Below are 16,817 nucleotides of genomic sequence, written 5' to 3'. Positions count from 1 at the left end.
TGGGTAGCCGATGGGTGGTGTGGCGACCCCAGCTGTGGGGAACACCCACCGGCATGCGCGCACTGACCGTCACCCCGGGCAAGGCCGGCTCGCTGCGGCTCGTCGACGACGCGCCGGAACCGTCACCCGACGAGGGTGAGGTGCTGGTCGAGGCGATCGCCGTCGGCATCTGCGGCACCGACTCGGAGATCCTCGACGGCGGGTACGGCGAGCCGCCGGCCGGCCACGACGACCTGGTCCTCGGGCACGAGTCGCTGGGCCGGGTCCTGGAGGATCCGACCGGCACCGTCAAGCCCGGCGACCTGGTCGCCGGGATCGTCCGGCGGCCGGATCCGGTGCCCTGCCCGTACTGCGCGGCCGGTGAGTGGGACATGTGCAGCAACGGGCGCTACACCGAGTGCGGGATCAAGGGCGTGGACGGGTTCGCCCGGCAGCGGTGGCGGGTGCCGGCCGAGTACGCCGTACCGCTGCGCCCGGAGCTGGGGCTGGCCGGGGTGCTGCTGGAGCCGACCAGTGTGGTCGCCAAGGCCTGGGACCACGTCGACCGGATCGGTGCCCGCGCCGTCTGGGCACCCCGGCGGGTGCTGGTCACCGGCGCCGGGCCGATCGGGCTGTTGGCCGCGCTGCTCGGGGTGCAGCGTGGGCTGGAGGTGCACGTGCTGGCCCGGGGCAAGACCGGGCCGAAGCCTGAGCTGGCCCGTCGGCTCGGTGCGACGTACCACGCGGTGCCGGTGACCGAGCTGGACTTCGACCCGGACATCGTCATCGAGTGCACCGGCGCGCCGGTGGTGGTCCGGGACATCTTCGGCAAGCTGGCACCGAACGGCATCGCCTGCCTGACCGGGATCAACGCCAGCGTGCACTGCACCGAGCTGGACATCAACGAGCTGAACCGCTGCCTGGTGTTGAACAACAACGTGGTGTTCGGCACGGTCAACGCCAACCGGCGGCACTGGCGCCAGGCCGCCGACGCGCTGGGCCGCGCCGACGCCGGCTGCCTGATGGACATGATCACCCACCGGTTCGGGCTGGACGACTACACACAGGCGTACGAGTCGCAGAGCGGGATCAAGACGGTGATCGAGTTCTGACGGCCGGCTGCCAGTGGTCGGCGTGCGCGGTGCAGAAGTCGCGCAGGCTGGTCGGTTGCCGGCCGGTGACGTCGGCGACCGTGCTGGTGGTCCGGTTTTCGGCTCCGGCGGCGATGGCACCGTCCATGCCGGCCAGCAGGGTGGCGAAGCTGTCCGGGATGCCGGCGTCGACGAGCCGGCGGCGCATCGTGTCGACGTCGACCGCGCGGTGGCGTACCGGTCGGCCGCCGACCTCGCTGATCATCGCCGCGACGTCGCGGTAGCTGTGGGTCTGCGGGCCGGTGAGCAGGTACTCGGCGTTGTGCGGCACCGGGTCGGTCAGCGCCCGTACGGCGACGGCGGCGATGTCGGCGGCGTCGATGAAGCCGACCCGGCCGTCGCCGGTGGCGGTGACGATCTCGCCGTCGCGGCGGATGCTGGCACCATGATGATGGTGCTCGGCGACGAAGTTCTGCATGAACCAGGACGGGCGCAGCACCGCCCACTCGGGGAACCGGTCGGCGATGGTGGCGGGCAGTTGACCGGGTCCGGGGTCGCCGGTGCGGATCGCCGATGAGCTGAGCAGCACGATCCGGCGTACGCCGGCATCCTGGGCCAGATCGAGGAACGCTTTGAGGTGGCCGACCGGGTCGGCGGTGGCCGGCGGCGGCATGAGATAGACGGCGTGCACGCCGTCGACGGCGGCACCGTGGGTGGCCGGGTCGTGCCAGTCGAACGGGACGTGGCTGCTGGCGGCGACGGCGTCGGTGGGTCGGTGCCGGCTGGCGGCGCGGACCGGATGCCGGTGTGCGGTGAGCGTGGCGACGATGCGCCGGCCGGTGTTGCCGGTCCCGCCGGTCACCAGGACGGTCCGTGGCTCAGGCATCGGAGCCGGCCCGGATCGTGTCGGCGGCGGCCAGCGGGTCCCAGTAGTCGCGGTAGTGGGCGATTTTGCCGTCCCGCACGGTCACCACCACGACGTAGGACATCCGGTACGGCTGCCCGGTGGGCACGACGGTGCCGGTGGCGGTGAGTTCGGCGATCACCACTTCGGGGTCGACGCTCTGGTGCACCGTGACCTCGGTGAACTCGGCGATGTCGATCAGCTTCGGGTAGTCGATCAGGTAGTCGGTGACGGCGTCGATGCCGTCGAGGCGGCGCGGGTAGCCGGGTGGCGCGAACGGGAACTCGGCGACCGCGTCGTCGTGCCACAGCGCGAGAAAGCCCGGCATGTCCTTGGCGAGCAGGTGGTCGATGCCGCGGTGCAGCAGCCGGGCGGCAGCGCTGGCGGTAGGGGTGGACGCTTCGGTCACGGTACCTCCTCTAGAATTCGGACCAGCGGTCCGGATCAACTATACGGACCACTGGTCCGGATATCCAACGCGGGTACGAGAGGACGGTCACCCCGTGCCGCCAGCAGCACGCAAGGAACGGGCCGACGCCGCCCGCAACCGGGAAACCGTGCTGGCCGCCGCCGGCCGACTGCTCGACGCCGCCGACGACCCGGACGAGGTCACCATGGACGCCATCGCCCAGGCGGCCGGCGTCGGCAAGGGCACCCTGTTCCGCGGCTTCGGCGACCGCACCGGCCTGCTGCAGGCCCTCGCCGCCCAGCGCGGCACCGCCCTGCGGGCCACCCTGCACGATCCTGGACAGGGAGCCGACCGGGACCCGACGGCCCAGGTCATCGCGATCTTTGACGCGATCCTCGACTACAAGCACGCCAACCGGTCCCTGGCGCTGGCGCTGGAAAGCGCCGGCCGGGGCAGCCCGTACCTCAACCCGGCGTACGACGACCTGCACCGCCACCTGACCGGCATCATCACCGGTGTACGCGGACCGGAGCACGCCGACTACCTGGCGCACGCCCTGCTCGCCGCCGTCCGCAGTGACCTGCTCGATCGCCTGCGCGACGAGCCGCCGGCCCGGATCAGGGCCGGCGTCGTCGCCCTGATCCGCGCCGTCCTCGGCTGACCGAAGGTCAGGCACGGTAGGGACATCCCCCGCCCCGACCGGGCGGCCAACGCCAGTGACTCCCCCGCCCGCGCTCCATAGCGTTTCTGGCATGGAAAGTCAGAAATGGATCGCGGCGCTGGTCGTGCTGGGCAGCGGGTCGCGCTGCTCACCGAGGCGGCCGACGGCGAGCCGGTACGCCCGTCCGACGGCTTCGCCGCCCTGCTGGCCGTGGTGTTCACCGACGTGGACACGAACCTGGGCACCGCGCAGGCCGCCATCGCCTGCGGCGACGTCGCCGCGGCCGGTGACCCGGAGAGCTACTGGCGCGACGTCGAAGCCAGCCGGGCCAGGAACCCGGTGTTCGGGCCGCTAACCAACAACGTCAGCCTGTGCGTGTTCTGGCCGGCACCGCGCGAGGAGCCCACCCGGATCGGCACCGACGCCGCCCCGCTGATCGTGGCCGCGACCGGCGATCCGCGCACCACCTACGCCAGCAGCCAGAAACTGCACCGGCAGCTGCCGAGCTCCCGGCTGCTGACCCTGGTCGGTGCCGCCCGCCACGGCCTGTACGGCCAGTACGGCAACGAGTGCGTCGACACGACGGTCACCGACTACCTGGACACCGGGCGGCTGCCCGCCGACGACGTCGACTGCTGACGGGGACGGGGACGGGCACGGGCGCGGCTGACCGGCTCGGCGCGGGCCTGGACCGTGGCCGGTCAGACCCAGGGCAGCTTGCCGTTGCGGAACAGGTCCAGGAAGATCCGGTGGTCGGTGCGGGCGCGGGCACCGTACGCGTGGGCGAAGTCGACCAGGCCCGCGACGAAGCCGGCCTCGTCCTTGTCGACCGCCGCGACGATCGCCTCCTCGGTGGAATAGTCGACCAGGTCGTGGCTGGACTCGTCGTCGGCGACCGAGTGCATCCGGGCCACCGAGTGGGCCAGGTCGGCCACGATGCCGGTCAGCTCGTCCGTCTCGTTGACGTCGGACCAGTCCAGGTCGGCGGCGTACGGCGACACCTCGGCGACCAGCTGGCCGACCCCGTCCAGCTCGGTGAAGCCCAACCACGGGTCGGCGTGCGCCTGCAGCGCCCGCTGCGACTCGGCGGTCCGGTGGCCCTGGTGCCGGAAGTACGACCGGACGCCCTCGTCGTGCACGTAGCGGGCGACCGCCGGCACCTGGGCCTGCTTCATGTAGACGACGACGTCGTTCTCCAGGGCCTGGGTGTGGCCTTCCAGCAGGATGCTGTACGACGGCAGCCCGGCCGAGCCGATGCCGACACCCTTGCGCAGCACCACATCCTTGATGTGCACCGACACCGGGCGACGGTCGGCGGCGGCGTCCGGCAACGTGGGCAGGTAGTCGTGGAACGCGGCGGCGACGGCCTCGCGGGTGTCGGCGTCGACGGCGTACACGCCGTCGCGGACGACGAACCGCCGCTCGTAGTCCTCGATCACCGTGAGACTGTTGAGCAGGTCGACGCGGGTGTTGAGCCGGGCCTCCTGCAGCACGTGGCGCAGCACGCCGTCGGCGTTGGCCAGGGTGATCGAGCCGATCGCCTCCTCACCGCCGGCGACGATCGCCCGCAGCTCGGCCAGGTAGGCGGTGGCGAACGTGCGGACCAGGGTGCCGATGATGTCGTCGGAGAGCGCCTTGCCGTAGCCGATCAGGGCCAGGCTGGCGGCGAAGCGGCGCAGGTCCCAGATGAACGGCCCGACGTACGCCTCGTCGAAGTCATTGACGTTGAACACCAGCTCACCGGAGCCGTTCATGTACGTGCCGAAGTTCTCCGCGTGTAGGTCGCCGTGGATCCAGACCCGGCTGGTCCGCGCGTCGCAGAAGCTGTCGTCGTTGAACGGGCCGTCGGGCTCGGTCTGGTCGGCGTAGAACAGGCAGGCGGTGCCCCGGTAGAACGCGAACGGCGTGGCGGCCATCTTGCGGAACTTGCGCCGGAAGGCGGCCGGGTCCACGGCCATCAGCTCGCCGAACTCGGCGGTCAGGATGTCGACGATCTGCGTCGCGCGCTGAGATTCACTCACGTTGGCGCAGGCTACCGCGCTTCAGCAAGCGCGTCGCTGAGCGTACGGTCAGGATTTGCTGTACGTCGGGCCAGCGCACCTAGCGTCAGCGGGGCGGGCGGACCACGGGTGCGGTGAGCGCGTCGACGTTTCGCGGCGCGGTGTCGCTGGGCGAGACGAGCGGGTCGGGCCGGTGCACGCCACCGAGGCCGGAGCGTTCGGCGGCGATCTTGTCCTGCAAGCGCAGGATGCCGTGCAGCAGGGCTTCGGGCCGGGGTGGGCAGCCGGGCACGTACACGTCGACCGGGATCAGCTGGTCGACACCCTTGGTCACCGAGTACGAATCCCAGTACGGGCCGCCGCAGTTGGAGCAGGCACCGAACGAGATGACGTACTTGGGCTCGGGCATCTGGTCGTAGAGCCGTTTGATCGCCGGGGCCATCTTGTCGGTGACCGTGCCGGAGACCACCATCAGGTCGGCCTGGCGCGGCCCGTGGGCGAACGGGATGACGCCGAGCCGCATGAAGTCGTGCCGGCCCATGCTGGTGGCGATGAACTCGATGGCGCAGCAGGCCAGGCCGAAGTTGAACACCCACAGCGAGTAGCGACGACCCCAGTTCAGCACGAACCGGATCGGCTCACCGAGCACCGCAGGCACCTGCACCACCGCGCCGCCACCTCTTTCGACTCCGCTTCCCATGTACGCGCTACCCAGTCAACCACAGCTCAGTCGATCAGCGGTGCGCCGATCATGGCGCGCTGGACCTCGGCTTACGCCGAAACGATCCACTGTCCGCCGTGAGGCATGTTCACTTTTCTGCGGCCGATCGCCTACTGTGCCGGCATGGCGGAGCGGACATACGGCGAGATTCCTGGCTACCCACCCGGCTCCACGTTCGCCAACCGCAATGCGCTCGCAGGGTCCAAGGTCCACCGACCACTGCAGGGCGGCATCTGCGGTGGAGCTGATGGAGCCGAGTCCATCGTCGTCTCCGGTGGATACGTCGACGACGAAGACTACGGCAACGAGATCGTCTACACCGGCCAGGGCGGCAACGATCCTCGGACAAAGCGCCAGGTAGCGGACCAGAAGCTGACGCTTGGGAATCTCGGCTTGGCCAGGAGCCGACTCGACGGCAACCCGGTTCGAGTAATTCGCGGCGCGGGCGGAGACAAAGACCACTCGCCAACGGCAGGTTTCCGCTACGACGGCCTTTTCCGAGTAGTTGATCATTGGACTGCAACCGGCACCGACGGATTCAAGATCTGGCGTTTCCGTCTGGTCGCTATCGAAATCAGAGACTTACCGGAGAAGCTTGGTCAGCCGGCCGCCCACGAGCCAGTTTCCAGGGTCGAGGCAACAATACAGCGCCTGGCGAGGAGCGCTGCCCGAGCAACAGAGGTCAAGCGGCTACACGACTACACCTGTCAGATATGCAATACTAGACTCGTCACTCCAGCAGGACCCTACGCCGAAGCCTGCCACATCAAACCACTCGGCAAACCACACAACGGCCCAGACGTGACCGAAAACCTTCTTTGCCTGTGCCCGAATCACCACCTGCTATTTGACACAGGTGCGCTTTACATTGACTCGGACGGCCGAGTGCATGACACAATCAACAACACTGCCATAGTCGACCTTCAACTCACCGACAAGCACCCCATCGACTGGTCGTTTGCCGAATACCACCGGCAGTCACACCTGACCGACAACGAAACCAGCTAGGGAAGACGCCCGAGGGAATCAGCAAACCACTGAGCACATTAGATTGGCGCATGCTCTCGACACCAGAGATTAGTCAGCCTTGCATGGCGAATTCAGTCGCTTCGGCAAGGACCTCGTCTAGCTCCGCGTCGGACAGGTCGCCCTCCGAAAGGATCTTGTAAGAGGCTGCGACCTGGATTTTACCAATCACCTCCTGGCTGAGATTGTAGTCGGCAGCCGGGTCTAGGGCTGACTTGATCAAGGCTTCCGCACCAACTGGGTCGATGTCAGGACCACCATGACTCAAGTCCTCACGAAGGGCAGCAACAAACCGGATGATTTCGGCCGGCAAAGCGCTCTCACCGAATCTGCGATCAACGGCGATGAAGAAAAGTGCTGCTAGGAAGCGCGGAAAGCCGTCCCAGCCATCACGATCCAACCTTGCTTCGATCTCGTCGTTGAGATCATGCTGATTTCGGACTAGAGTCCGAATATAGGTAGGCAAGTCAGAATTCAAGATAATTTCGACCGTTCATCTCACCGCACCGTAGCCGTCACAATTAGCCGAGAAGGGCCCGATAGTCAGATGCTGCCGAACTTGCTGCCTGCACCAAACTCAGTGCCTCGCTCAGACGCTGCTTACCCTGCTCGCACCGACTGATCGCAGCCTGGACCAGCGGGTGTCCGGCACTAGACGAAACGGAACGTAACGTTACAAGCATTCGTTCGATGCCCTCGATCGCGTGCTGGATTCGCACGACGGCTTTTTGGCATTGGTCCACAGATTCAGCCAGCCCGGCCTTGACTTCCTGAATGTTGGCCAACAGTCACCCCCTTACCATAAAGGTTTGCGCCGCATTATACGACAAGTCTCATCTATTTGCGAGACGCTCGGCCTTGTGCAGGAGATCATCGAGATCACTGTCCGACATATCGAGATCTGCAACTGCGTGGTAAATTGCGACAGTCTGCATCTTGGTGATTTCTTGAGCAGGTGCGTTCAGTTCAGCAGCAGGGTCCAGGACGACCCGAATCCCCGCCTCAGCAACACTTGGGTCTAGCTGGGCCGCAACAGGGTTCGCTGCCCGCATGTCCGCAACAAACTGAATCACTGCCCCCTGGTCATAGGTACCTCCGAATCTACGATCGATGACATAGTAGAAAATTGCAGCCAAGTAGGAGGAGAATCCCTCGCCCCAGCCCTTCTCGTCGAGGAGCCGTTCGATTCGATCGTTTTCCTCATGCTCGTCCCGGACGAACGTACGGACGTACTCAACTATTTCCGGCTTAATCGCCATCTCGTTTCCTTGCCTTCGAATTTCTGAACTTCTTGATCCAGACGTGAGTGGCCATCGCTACACCCGTCAAGGCGATGACGACATCTGCCACCGGATGTTGAGAGTCCTGTACCCCTGGCTGCGCAGGTAGAGTGGCGCCCTGGACTCCGGTGCTCGCGTGGGTATCACCGGGGCGCACGAGATCCTTCAACGCGGACACCGTTTCGCGTGCGACCTGCTCAGCCTGCCGGATGTCTCCCTCCTTGTCGCCGACACTATTGACCAGCTTACGATGCATCTGCTCGGCCCGTGACTCCTGCGCCAGCGCTTCCTCACCAAGCCGTTGACCGTCCGGCATACCGTCAGCATCACTAAATCGCCAGCCAGGAGCAACAATCTTGAAGTATGCCTGGTAGTGTCCACGAGTAGCGTCTAGGAGATTCGCGTATCTTCGACACTTGTCAGCCGCAATTTGCACCTCCGCGATTGCGCGATGAATCTCCGGGGCCGTAGCACCTTTCGCCAGTCGTTTGTAAATTTCACGGGCCTGTTCCACATCAGCCTTCGCTCGCCTCGCCCTCACCGCAGCCTCCGCAAGTTTTTCGAAGGCAGTTTGCATTTGCGCAAGCACAGGAGCCATGCTGACAGCCACTAGATCTTTCCTCGGTATTCGCTCGCCAGTTGGATGGCGGAATCGAATCTGCGAACAGCTCGATCGATTTCATCCACCGCTGATTTGAATGTGCTTTCCGCCGCAGCGACCTCGCTCTTTGCGCTGTCGTAACAGGAACTACCGGCGATGGATTTCCCATCCGCAGCAACCTCAGTGGCTCCCAGGAATGCCTCCCGCGCTCGAGCCAATAGAGTGTTCGCCTCGACAATCGCTGCTTTGACGTCCTCGACACTCATCGCCTGATGCCTCAGCCGAGCCGATCCCCGTAGTTGCGGGTGGCCTCACCCGCGCCGTAGATCAGGTTGGTAGCTTCCTGTAGACGTTCCACGCTCTGGCCGCAGACATCGGTGGCGGCATCAATGTGAGGATGACCGGTACCAGCCCCGAGTACTCGGATCTTACTCGTCACATCTTCGAGCATCTCCCGCGCGGCTCGGATCTCCTGGATGATCGCGCCGCCCTGTGCAATGGCCTGGGAAAGGCCAGCCTTGGCTTCGTAGATGCTGGCCATCTGTTCCTCCCATGGGCGGGCGGTGCAGGAGGCTAGGTCGACACCAAGCCGGTCAACCCACACTATCGGAGCGCCACGCGTCACTGCTGCCCCTGCCGGCCACCAGGCAGTGGGCGCGTACGGGCACTACCGGCTAGATCCTCGCCTGACGGGGCCAGTACTGCGTCGGGTTGTTGTCGTTCGGTACCTACGAGCCAGATCGATCGGCCAAGTCCGCAGAGACTACTCGGCAGCACACCGGGCCTGGCCGCGACGAGCGTCATGAGTCGGCTGACTCGCTGACGTAGACGCCGCGTCCCTGCTGGCCGTACACGAGGCGCTCGGCCTTCAGCTGGATCATTACGAAACGGATGACGGTCTCACTGACCTCGTAGTGCGCCATGAGTTGGCGGGTGGTCGGCAGTCGGTCGCCGGGTTTGAGGACGCCGCTGCGGATCTGGTCCGCGATGTCGTTTGCGATCTGCTGGTACAGCGGTGTAGCCATCGGCGCTCCCTCGGTCGGCAGCCTCAAGACACCACACGCCGGGGGAAAGATGCGTTACGGGGTAGCTATACGTTACCCAGTAACGTAAGTTGTGGACGGAGCTACTCGGTCGGCACTGGGTGGTTTCACCCGGTCGGGGCGGTCGGCGAGTCATGCCGTCGGGCGTCCCGGCCCCGAAGGTTCGCCCTGGTCGCCGTACTGCCAAGGAGGGCTGCGGCGGTTGGGGTGGGGGTGGTCCTGCCGGATCGGCAAGCGGCAGGGCCACCCCGTCCAGGCAGCGCAGCGACAGCTAGGGCAGGCACCAACCAAGGGGAGGAAACGTCATGCGAGAACTCTGGCGACGGTGGCGCGTCCGCTGGCAACGCCGCCGCATGGTGGCCACACCGCCGAGCCAGTGGCCCAGCGGCGACGGCGTCTATCGCGTACCGAACAACAGCCGCAACCAGCGACCCAGCGCGTACCGGCCGATCCGGCCCTGGCAGATCCGCAGCCACCGCTTCACCACCATCGGCGGACTCGCCGGACGCGGACGCGGCCTCGACCCGGCCGAAGTCGCCGCGTTCCTCGACCGCGTCGCCCACGACCTCGGCGTCCTCTACGCCGAACTCGACCGCACCATCGAGCAGAACGACCGGATCAAGAACGCGCTGCGCCGCTGGCAGACCGGCCAGGCCGCCGCGGCCCAGGCCGCCCCCGGCCAGGCGCCCATCAACCTGCCCGCCTGGACCGGCAGCACCACCACCTCGTACGCGGGACAGCCGTGACCGGCCCGACGCCGCCCGCCGTCACCGTCGTCACCTGCCCGAGCTGCCACGGCGGCGGTCGCGAGACCAACCACCACGCCGACAGCGGCCCGGTCTCAGCGTGTGACCGCTGCGGCGGGGCCGGCAAGCGACGCGCACAGTTCGTGCTGACCGTCGCCAACCTCGACACCGGAGCCGTCGCGTCCGCCAGCATCGTGCCCGGCGCCGTCGCCCCGACCCGTACCGACGATGGTCGCTTCTGGTGCCTCGACCTGGCACCGGTCGTCGCCGACCTGGCCGCCCGGGTCGGGGCCGCCGACCTCTACGACCCGGAGATGCCCGACGACCAGATCTTCACCCCCTGGACCCAGCTTGCCAAGAGCTGGCAGCCCGATCTGCCCGCCGACCAGCGGCACGCCCTCGAAGCCGAAGCGATCGCCGCCGAAGCCTACGACCCGTGGCGGATCTGGTACGGCCGCAGCGCCGCCACCCTGCCCAGGGAACCCGCCCGCCGCCTCGGCGACCTCTGCGACCTCGCCGAACAGCTCTGCCTCGACCTGGTCGTCGAAGCCCGCCGCAGCTCACCCACCAGCGACACCATCAGCTGGGACATCCGCTTCGAGTTGCCCGGCAGCCCGGTCCCCGGCGGCACCGGCCGGTGGCTGGACCTGACCGAGGCGGCCAGCCTGATCAAGGTGTCCCGCGCCTGCTACGACCTGATCGACCGCAGCCGGCACGCGCCCGCCCACCACGTGACCCCGCGCGTTGCCGACAACGGCACCAGCATCGGAGCGCCGCGCATCGATTTCGACCAGCTCGAACGCCGCGTCCTCGCCGACTGCACCGCCCTGCTCACCGGCGAACCGAACCCCGGCGCACAGGCCATCTGGCGCGACGGCCGCTGGTGGCACACCACCCTGCGCGCCACCGACGCCAGCACCGGCAACAGCGGCGACACCGGCGGCTACACCGCCATCGGCACCGGCGGGCGCCTGGTCCGCTCCTGGCAGCCGCCCCCGCCGTCGTGGCAGGGGCCGCCGATCCCATTCTGGCCGTGCCCCGACTGCGCGCCACGGACACCCGACCTGCGCGACTGCGACTGCCACCGGATCGGCGGCTGCCGCACCTGCGGCGGCACGCACCGCATCTATCACGGCGCAACCGTCACCATCGCCGCTGGTCGCCGCCGGGTCCGGCACCTCAACTGGCCACCGATCGACGGTACGGCCACAGCCGCACCAGCACCGCTCGGCGTCCACCCGAACGGCAAACCGACCTACCAGATGCCGCCGGAGTACCGCCTGACGCAGCAGCTCACCGCGCTCGGGCTCGACCCGGCCGAACTGCGCCCGCTCGACGACGCCACGATGATCCTGCGCGAGCACGAGCTGCTGCACGGCTACGCCACCGTGCACCGGCCCGGCCGCGACCCGCTCACGACGTACCTGGAGAACGTCACCGCCGGGCTGCCCGGCGGGCGGATCCTGGTGCGGGCCACCGCCCCGCAGGTGCCGTCCCTGGCCACAGTGGTCACGCTGGCGTACGCCCTCGGGCTGACCCTCATCGTCGACGTCGCCGACCACCGGCACAACGCCGGCGTGCCGTACCTGGTGCAGGGCCTGCACTGGGGTGTCCGGTTCGCCCCGCCGGGCATCACCGCCAACCTGTCCCGCCCCAGCCCGACCATGCCCAACACCGTGCACCACCCCAGCCTCGCCCAGGCGATCGCCTACGCCCTGGCGTACATCCGCAACGGCAGCGACGCCGCCGTACCGACCGATCCGACAACGCCGGTCCCCGCCCCGCACGCCACCCCGGCTGCAGACCTCACCCCGCACGACGCCCACTCGCCGGACGACGACCCGGTGCCGCTGCTCACCGCGCTCGCCGCCCACTACCCCGGCAGCACCCTGTCCGTGCTGCTCACCACGGACCGCTGCACCATTCACCTGCCGGACGGGCGACCGAGCCGCCGGCTGATCGCAACCGGCGCCACGTTGGCCGAGGCCGTGGCCATCGCGGTGCTCGCCGCCTCCCCCTGAGCTGCCCGGCGCCAGGCCGGGCAACAGTCGGATCGACGACCCAACCGGCGTACGGGACAGAACCGACGGCGACGTCAGGGCATTCTCTGCCGAATGTCCGGCCACCCCGCCACGGTCCCACCTCAGTTGAGTGTCGAGCCGTTCTCCGGCAGTCGAGCCATCGCCGCCGGCCTGGTCACCCGGCGCATGCTGAACGGCCCGGCCTGGCGCCACCTGCTCCACGACGTGTACGTGCACACCGACTCCTACGACCCCGACGACCACCGGATGTGGTGCCTGGCAGTCGCCGCCCGCCTCCCCCGAAACGCGGCCATTTACGGCCTCAGCGCCGCCTACCTCTGGGGCGTCGATCTTCTGCCGCACCGGAAAAGGGCGGTACCCGTGTACGTCGCCGTCCCGAACAAGGCCCGACCGGACCCACATCCCCGGATCAGGTACGCCAACCTGATCCTCGACCTGGACAACGACATCACGTCGCTGACCGGAATGCCTGTCACCACCGAGGTCAGGACCGCCTTCGACCTGGGGCGCTCGCTGCCCCGGGCCGACGCGCTCGTCGCGCTGGACGCCATCCTGCGGCGCCGGACGTGCACCACAGCGGCGCTTGCGGCGTACGTCGACGTCCACCCTGGTCGACGCGGGGTGCGACAGGTCCGCGAACTCCTCACCCTTGCCGAGCCGCTGAGCGAGTCGCCGATGGAGAGCCGGCTACGCCTCCTGCTGCACGACGCCGGCCTGCCCAAGCCCACCCCGCAGTACGAGATCCGCAGCCCAGCCTCCAACGGCGGCGTGCGGTTCGTCGCGCGCGTCGACCTGGCGTACCCGCAGTGGAAGATCGCCATCGAGTACGAAGGTGACCATCACCGGGCTCGCGCAGTCTTTCGGCGTGACGTGACGCGCTTCAACGCCCTGCGTGCCGCCGGCTGGCTGGCGCTGCGCTTCACCGCCGACGACGTACTGCGACGAAGCGGGCAACTCGTGCAGACGGTCCGGCAGGCGATCGCCGAGCGGGCCGGCTGACACGTCGAGTTGAGGGCTGGCGCACCTCAAGACGGCGCGATGACGTGCGCCAGCCCTCAACTCGACGTGTACAGATCAGTAGGTGGGGCGTTGCAGCAGGCTGAGGAACTCGACGAGCAACTGTTCGCGCAGCACCGGCGGGGCAAGATCCAGCACGGTGTTGATCATCGCCATCCGCTCCGGCAACGGCCCCCCAGCGCCACCTGACGCGGCAGCGCCGCCCAGGCCGAGCTGGCCGGCGAGGCTGGCGACCATGTCCGGGGTGAGCGACCCCGACGGCAAGGAGCCCAGCATCGTGACCAGGTCGGGCGGCAGGACCACCGGGCCGTGCGCCTTCGCCGCATCCACGGCGTCGACCAGGGCTTCGGCGAACAGGTGCGCCTCCCCGGCCACCGCCGCCGCGACACTCAGATGGATGCTGGCCGGGATGTCGCCGTACGACATCTGGGGTTGGGTGTGCCAGCCCTTTGCCGCCAACTCATCCGCCAGCACGAACACATCGACCTGCGCACCGTCACCGGCGTCGGCACCGTCACCAGTGAAGCAGACGACTGTGGACTCCGGCTCGACCAGCAACCGGACGCCGTCAGTCCCCCGCACGGCGTCGGCAAGCACGCCCACCGCGTCCTGGGTGCGCTGTGCCAGAGCCAGGTAGCCGGCCTCGCCGAGGTGGCGCAGCACGGCGTACGCGGCGGCGATCGGGCCACCGGAACGGGTGGAGAGCACCCCCGGGTTGATCATCGTGTAGCCGGGCCAGTCGGCGTACGCGTAGTACTGCGGCCGGCGCAGCGACGGATCCCGGTGCAGCAGCACCGACACCCCCTTCGGGGTGTACGCGTACTTGTGCAGGTCGACCGAGATCGACGTGACCCCGGGCACGGTGAAGTCGAACGCCGGCACCGACCGGCCGAGCCGGCGCAGCCACGGCAGCGACCAGCCGCCGAAGCAGGCGTCGACGTGGCAGCGCACCCCGGCGTCCGCCGCAACCGCCGCGATCCCCTCCACCGGGTCGATCACCCCGTGCGCGTACGACGGCGCCGAGCACACCACCAGCACCGTGTCCGGGCCGATCGCCGCCGCCACGGCGGCCGGGTCCGGGCGCAGCGTGTCCGCCGACACCGGCACGAAGTCCACCCGGACGCCGAGATAGTGGGCGGCCTTCGCGAACGCGGCGTGCGCGCTGGTCGGCACGACCATCCGGGGGACGGTCACCTCCGGCCGGGCGTCCCTGGCCGCCTTCACCGCCAGGATCAGCGACTCGGTGCCACCGCTGGTGACACTCCCGACGACGTCCGGCGCACCGGAGGCGGCGTCGCGCGCGCCGGAGGCGGCGTCGCGCGCGCCGGAGGCGGCGTCCGGCGCACCCGAGGCGGCGGCGCGCGCCGGGCCGCCGCCGAGTAGCCCCGCAGCCGCGCCGACCAGCGCGTTCTCCATCGCCAGCAGGGACGGAAAGGCGGTCGGGTCGAGCCCGTTGACGTGCGCGGCCAGCCCGTGCGCGGCGTGCGCCAGCTCGTCGAGCCCGGCGACGGCCGGGTCGTAGACGTACGCGAACAGCCGCCCGCCGTGCGTCGGCGCGTCAGCCGCCCGCAACGCCCGGATCTCGTCCAGCACCTGCTCACCTGGTACGCCGTCAGCCGGCAACGCTCCCGCCATAGTGGTCACCGTAGCGTGGCGCCGGAGAGCTTCTGCTCGGTCAGGTCGTAGCCGCGCAGCAGCAGCACCGGCACCGCCACCAGGATCGCCGGCAGCAGGGTGAACCCGAGCAGCACGCCGAGCCGCGCCGACGCGGGCTGGGCCGCGGTGATCCCGGTGTCCGACGACACGTAGCCGGACACCTGCAGCACCAGGGCGTAGATGCCGGGGCCCAAAGCCAGCCCGAACGTCTCCCCGGCCGTCCACAGCCCGGTGAACACCCCGGCCTGGCGCCGGCCGGTGCGGGCGGTGTCGTACGCGACGCAGTCGGGCAGCATCGCCAGGGCGAACACCTGCTGGCCGGCGTACCCGGCGCCCATCAGCGCGACCAGCAGGTACGCCCCGACCGCCGGCAGGGCCAGGGCGGTGACCAGCACCCCGGCCGCCCCGGCGAACAGCAGCGACGCGACCACCAGGGCGCGCAGTTTGCCCCAGCGTGCGCCGGCCCGTGACCACAGTGGCATGACCAGCAGCGCCGGCCCGACGAAGCAGGCGAACAGCACGGTGGTGCCGAGATCCGGCGAGTCGAGGACCTGGCCGGCGAAGTACTTGACCCCGGCGAGGATGGTGCCGATCCCCGCCGACTGGATCACGAAGCAGACCAGCAGCAGCCGGAACGGCCGGTTGCCGGCGGCCACCGCCAGCTGGGCGCGCAGCGACGGCTCGCTGGCCTGCACGGATCCGGTCGGCGCACCGGCGGTGCCGGCGAAGACGCCCAGCGTGCCGAGGACGATCAGCCCGGCTACGAACAACCCCATCCAGCGGTGCCCGGCGATCCCGTCGCCACCGGCGGTCACCACGAGCGGGGCGAGCGCGCCGGAAGCCAGGATGGCCACCGCCAGGACCGCGATCCGCCAGGTCATCAGCCGGGTACGTTCGGCGTACGAGTCGGTCAGCTCGGCCGGCATCGCCACGTACGGCACCTGGAAGAAGGCGAACGCGGTGGCGGTGACCAGGAACGCGACCGCCACGTAGAGCGCCGCCCCGGCGCCGGTGCCGGCCGGCGCGGCGAACATCGCGGCGAAGCCGACGGCCAGGCCAAGGCCGCCGACCAGCAGGTACGGCCGGCGGGCACCCCAGCGCGTGCGGGTGCGGTCGGAGATCCGCCCGGCGACCGGGTTGACCAGCACGTCCCAGGCCTTCGGCAGCAGCACCAGCAGGCCGGCCAGCCCGGCGGCGACGCCGAGCGAGTCGGTCAGGTACGGCAGCAGCAGCAACCCGGGCACGGTGCCGAACGCCCCGGTGACCAGCGAGCCGGACGCGTACCCGAGGTGCACCCGTCGCTGCGCGATCATGGCGTCATGGGTACCAGGCGGCGGCCGCCATGTCGACACCGTCGCCGCGCAGCGGGCAGCCCTCGGCACGCAGCAGGGTGCGGGCCCGCTCCTCGTGCCCCGGTGGCAGCCGGCCGGCGGAGTTGACCACCCGGTGCCAGGGCACGCCGCCACCGTGCCGGGCCATGATCGTGCCGACCAGCCGGGCGGAGGCCCGGCCGCTCGTCTCCGCCAGGGCGTCGGCGATCGCGCCGTAGGTCGTCACCCGGCCGGGCGGGACGCGTTCGACGAGCGCGAGGACCTCTTCGACGTATTCCTGCGGAGTCACGCACGCCACGATATGAGATCT

Annotated in this window: 20 protein-coding genes; 7 read left to right on the top strand and 13 right to left on the bottom strand. The window is 69.0% G+C overall.

Annotated elements, in window-relative coordinates; all coding sequences use genetic code 11:
* Positions 1–53 precede the first annotated feature (53 nt).
* Positions 54–1,091, top strand: coding sequence for a glucose 1-dehydrogenase (locus ACN27F_RS21655; RefSeq protein WP_421436249.1), 1,038 nt, complete (start codon positions 54–56; stop codon positions 1,089–1,091).
* Here the strand turns inward: ACN27F_RS21655 and ACN27F_RS21650 are convergent.
* Together ACN27F_RS21650 and ACN27F_RS21645 are read right to left on the bottom strand one after the other, a co-directional pair.
* A complete protein-coding gene (locus ACN27F_RS21650; protein ID WP_421436246.1) occupies positions 1,069–1,956 on the bottom strand; it encodes an ergot alkaloid biosynthesis protein in 888 nt (295 codons plus the stop codon). The two genes, ACN27F_RS21655 and ACN27F_RS21650, sit on opposite strands and share 23 nt — an antisense overlap.
* Positions 1,949–2,383, bottom strand: a complete 435-nt coding sequence (locus ACN27F_RS21645; protein ID WP_421436244.1) for a nuclear transport factor 2 family protein — start codon at positions 2,381–2,383, stop codon at positions 1,949–1,951. Before ACN27F_RS21645 ends, ACN27F_RS21650 begins: the two co-directional genes overlap by 8 nt.
* A gap of 94 nt (positions 2,384–2,477) precedes the next feature.
* On the opposite strand from ACN27F_RS21645, the gene ACN27F_RS21640 reads away from it, so the two are divergent.
* Positions 2,478–3,044: a TetR/AcrR family transcriptional regulator gene (locus ACN27F_RS21640; RefSeq protein WP_421436242.1), complete on the top strand. Its 567-nt coding sequence runs from the start codon at positions 2,478–2,480 to the stop codon at positions 3,042–3,044.
* 105 nt (positions 3,045–3,149) lie between these two features.
* Positions 3,150–3,683: an alpha/beta hydrolase gene (locus ACN27F_RS21635; protein WP_421436240.1), complete on the top strand. Its 534-nt coding sequence runs from the start codon at positions 3,150–3,152 to the stop codon at positions 3,681–3,683.
* Positions 3,684–3,745: 62 nt separating this feature from the next.
* Here the strand turns inward: ACN27F_RS21635 and ACN27F_RS21630 are convergent, their stop codons facing one another.
* Positions 3,746–5,002 carry a DUF2252 domain-containing protein gene (locus ACN27F_RS21630; protein ID WP_421440373.1) on the bottom strand — a complete coding sequence of 419 codons (1,257 nt, stop codon included), beginning with the start codon at positions 5,000–5,002 and terminating at the stop codon, positions 3,746–3,748.
* A gap of 148 nt (positions 5,003–5,150) precedes the next feature.
* A complete protein-coding gene (locus tag ACN27F_RS21625) occupies positions 5,151–5,708 on the bottom strand; it encodes an NADH-quinone oxidoreductase subunit B (protein WP_421440371.1) in 558 nt (185 codons plus the stop codon).
* Positions 5,709–5,849: 141 nt separating this feature from the next.
* Between ACN27F_RS21625 and ACN27F_RS21620 the strand changes: the two genes are divergently transcribed.
* Positions 5,850–6,773, top strand: coding sequence for a YDG/SRA domain-containing protein (locus tag ACN27F_RS21620; protein WP_421436237.1), 924 nt, complete (start codon positions 5,850–5,852; stop codon positions 6,771–6,773).
* A 73-nt stretch (positions 6,774–6,846) separates the two neighbouring features.
* Here the strand turns inward: ACN27F_RS21620 and ACN27F_RS21615 are convergent, their stop codons facing one another.
* The 6 genes from ACN27F_RS21615 to ACN27F_RS21590 all read right to left on the bottom strand — a co-directional run bounded on the left by ACN27F_RS21615 (position 6,847) and on the right by ACN27F_RS21590 (position 9,697).
* Entirely contained in the window at positions 6,847–7,257 is a 411-nt protein-coding gene (locus ACN27F_RS21615) for a hypothetical protein (protein WP_421436235.1), read from the bottom strand.
* A 367-nt stretch (positions 7,258–7,624) separates the two neighbouring features.
* The gene (locus ACN27F_RS21610; RefSeq protein WP_421436232.1) at positions 7,625–8,050 is read right to left on the bottom strand and encodes a hypothetical protein; all 426 of its coding nucleotides are present in this window, start codon (positions 8,048–8,050) and stop codon (positions 7,625–7,627) included.
* Complete coding sequence (locus ACN27F_RS21605; RefSeq protein ID WP_421436229.1) at positions 8,040–8,681, bottom strand: hypothetical protein; 642 nt, start codon at positions 8,679–8,681, stop codon at positions 8,040–8,042. The genes ACN27F_RS21610 and ACN27F_RS21605 overlap by 11 nt, the downstream gene beginning before the upstream one ends.
* The gene (locus tag ACN27F_RS21600; RefSeq protein WP_421436227.1) at positions 8,681–8,938 is read right to left on the bottom strand and encodes a hypothetical protein; all 258 of its coding nucleotides are present in this window, start codon (positions 8,936–8,938) and stop codon (positions 8,681–8,683) included. Before ACN27F_RS21600 ends, ACN27F_RS21605 begins: the two co-directional genes overlap by 1 nt.
* A gap of 11 nt (positions 8,939–8,949) precedes the next feature.
* Entirely contained in the window at positions 8,950–9,213 is a 264-nt protein-coding gene (locus ACN27F_RS21595; protein ID WP_421436224.1) for a hypothetical protein, read from the bottom strand.
* A 259-nt stretch (positions 9,214–9,472) separates the two neighbouring features.
* Positions 9,473–9,697 carry a winged helix-turn-helix domain-containing protein gene (locus ACN27F_RS21590; protein ID WP_421436222.1) on the bottom strand — a complete coding sequence of 75 codons (225 nt, stop codon included), beginning with the start codon at positions 9,695–9,697 and terminating at the stop codon, positions 9,473–9,475.
* A 323-nt stretch (positions 9,698–10,020) separates the two neighbouring features.
* Between ACN27F_RS21590 and ACN27F_RS21585 the strand changes: the two genes are divergently transcribed.
* From ACN27F_RS21585 to ACN27F_RS21575, 3 genes are all read left to right on the top strand, one after another.
* Positions 10,021–10,461 (top strand): DivIVA domain-containing protein, encoded by a 441-nt coding sequence (locus tag ACN27F_RS21585; protein ID WP_421436219.1) that lies wholly within the window; start codon positions 10,021–10,023, stop codon positions 10,459–10,461.
* Positions 10,458–12,482 carry a hypothetical protein gene (locus ACN27F_RS21580; RefSeq protein ID WP_421436216.1) on the top strand — a complete coding sequence of 675 codons (2,025 nt, stop codon included), beginning with the start codon at positions 10,458–10,460 and terminating at the stop codon, positions 12,480–12,482. The genes ACN27F_RS21585 and ACN27F_RS21580 overlap by 4 nt, the downstream gene beginning before the upstream one ends.
* A 93-nt stretch (positions 12,483–12,575) precedes the next feature.
* A complete protein-coding gene (locus tag ACN27F_RS21575; RefSeq protein WP_421436214.1) occupies positions 12,576–13,502 on the top strand; it encodes a DUF559 domain-containing protein in 927 nt (308 codons plus the stop codon).
* A gap of 75 nt (positions 13,503–13,577) precedes the next feature.
* Here the strand turns inward: ACN27F_RS21575 and ACN27F_RS21570 are convergent, their stop codons facing one another.
* From ACN27F_RS21570 to ACN27F_RS21560, 3 genes are read right to left on the bottom strand one after another with little or no spacing between them, the layout of a single operon-like run.
* Complete coding sequence (locus ACN27F_RS21570) at positions 13,578–15,155, bottom strand: pyridoxal phosphate-dependent decarboxylase family protein (protein ID WP_421436212.1); 1,578 nt, start codon at positions 15,153–15,155, stop codon at positions 13,578–13,580.
* A 5-nt stretch (positions 15,156–15,160) separates the two neighbouring features.
* Positions 15,161–16,489: an MFS transporter gene (locus ACN27F_RS21565; RefSeq protein ID WP_421436211.1), complete on the bottom strand. Its 1,329-nt coding sequence runs from the start codon at positions 16,487–16,489 to the stop codon at positions 15,161–15,163.
* Positions 16,490–16,493: 4 nt separating this feature from the next.
* Positions 16,494–16,796 carry an MGMT family protein gene (locus tag ACN27F_RS21560; protein ID WP_421436209.1) on the bottom strand — a complete coding sequence of 101 codons (303 nt, stop codon included), beginning with the start codon at positions 16,794–16,796 and terminating at the stop codon, positions 16,494–16,496.
* Between the last annotated feature and the right edge of the window lie 21 nt (positions 16,797–16,817).

It is taken from the genome of Solwaraspora sp. WMMB335, assembly GCF_049179075.1.
GTDB lineage: Bacteria > Actinomycetota > Actinomycetes > Mycobacteriales > Micromonosporaceae > Micromonospora_E.
Note: the sequence above shows the minus strand (reverse complement) of the source record. Positions and strands in the feature narration are given on the sequence as shown.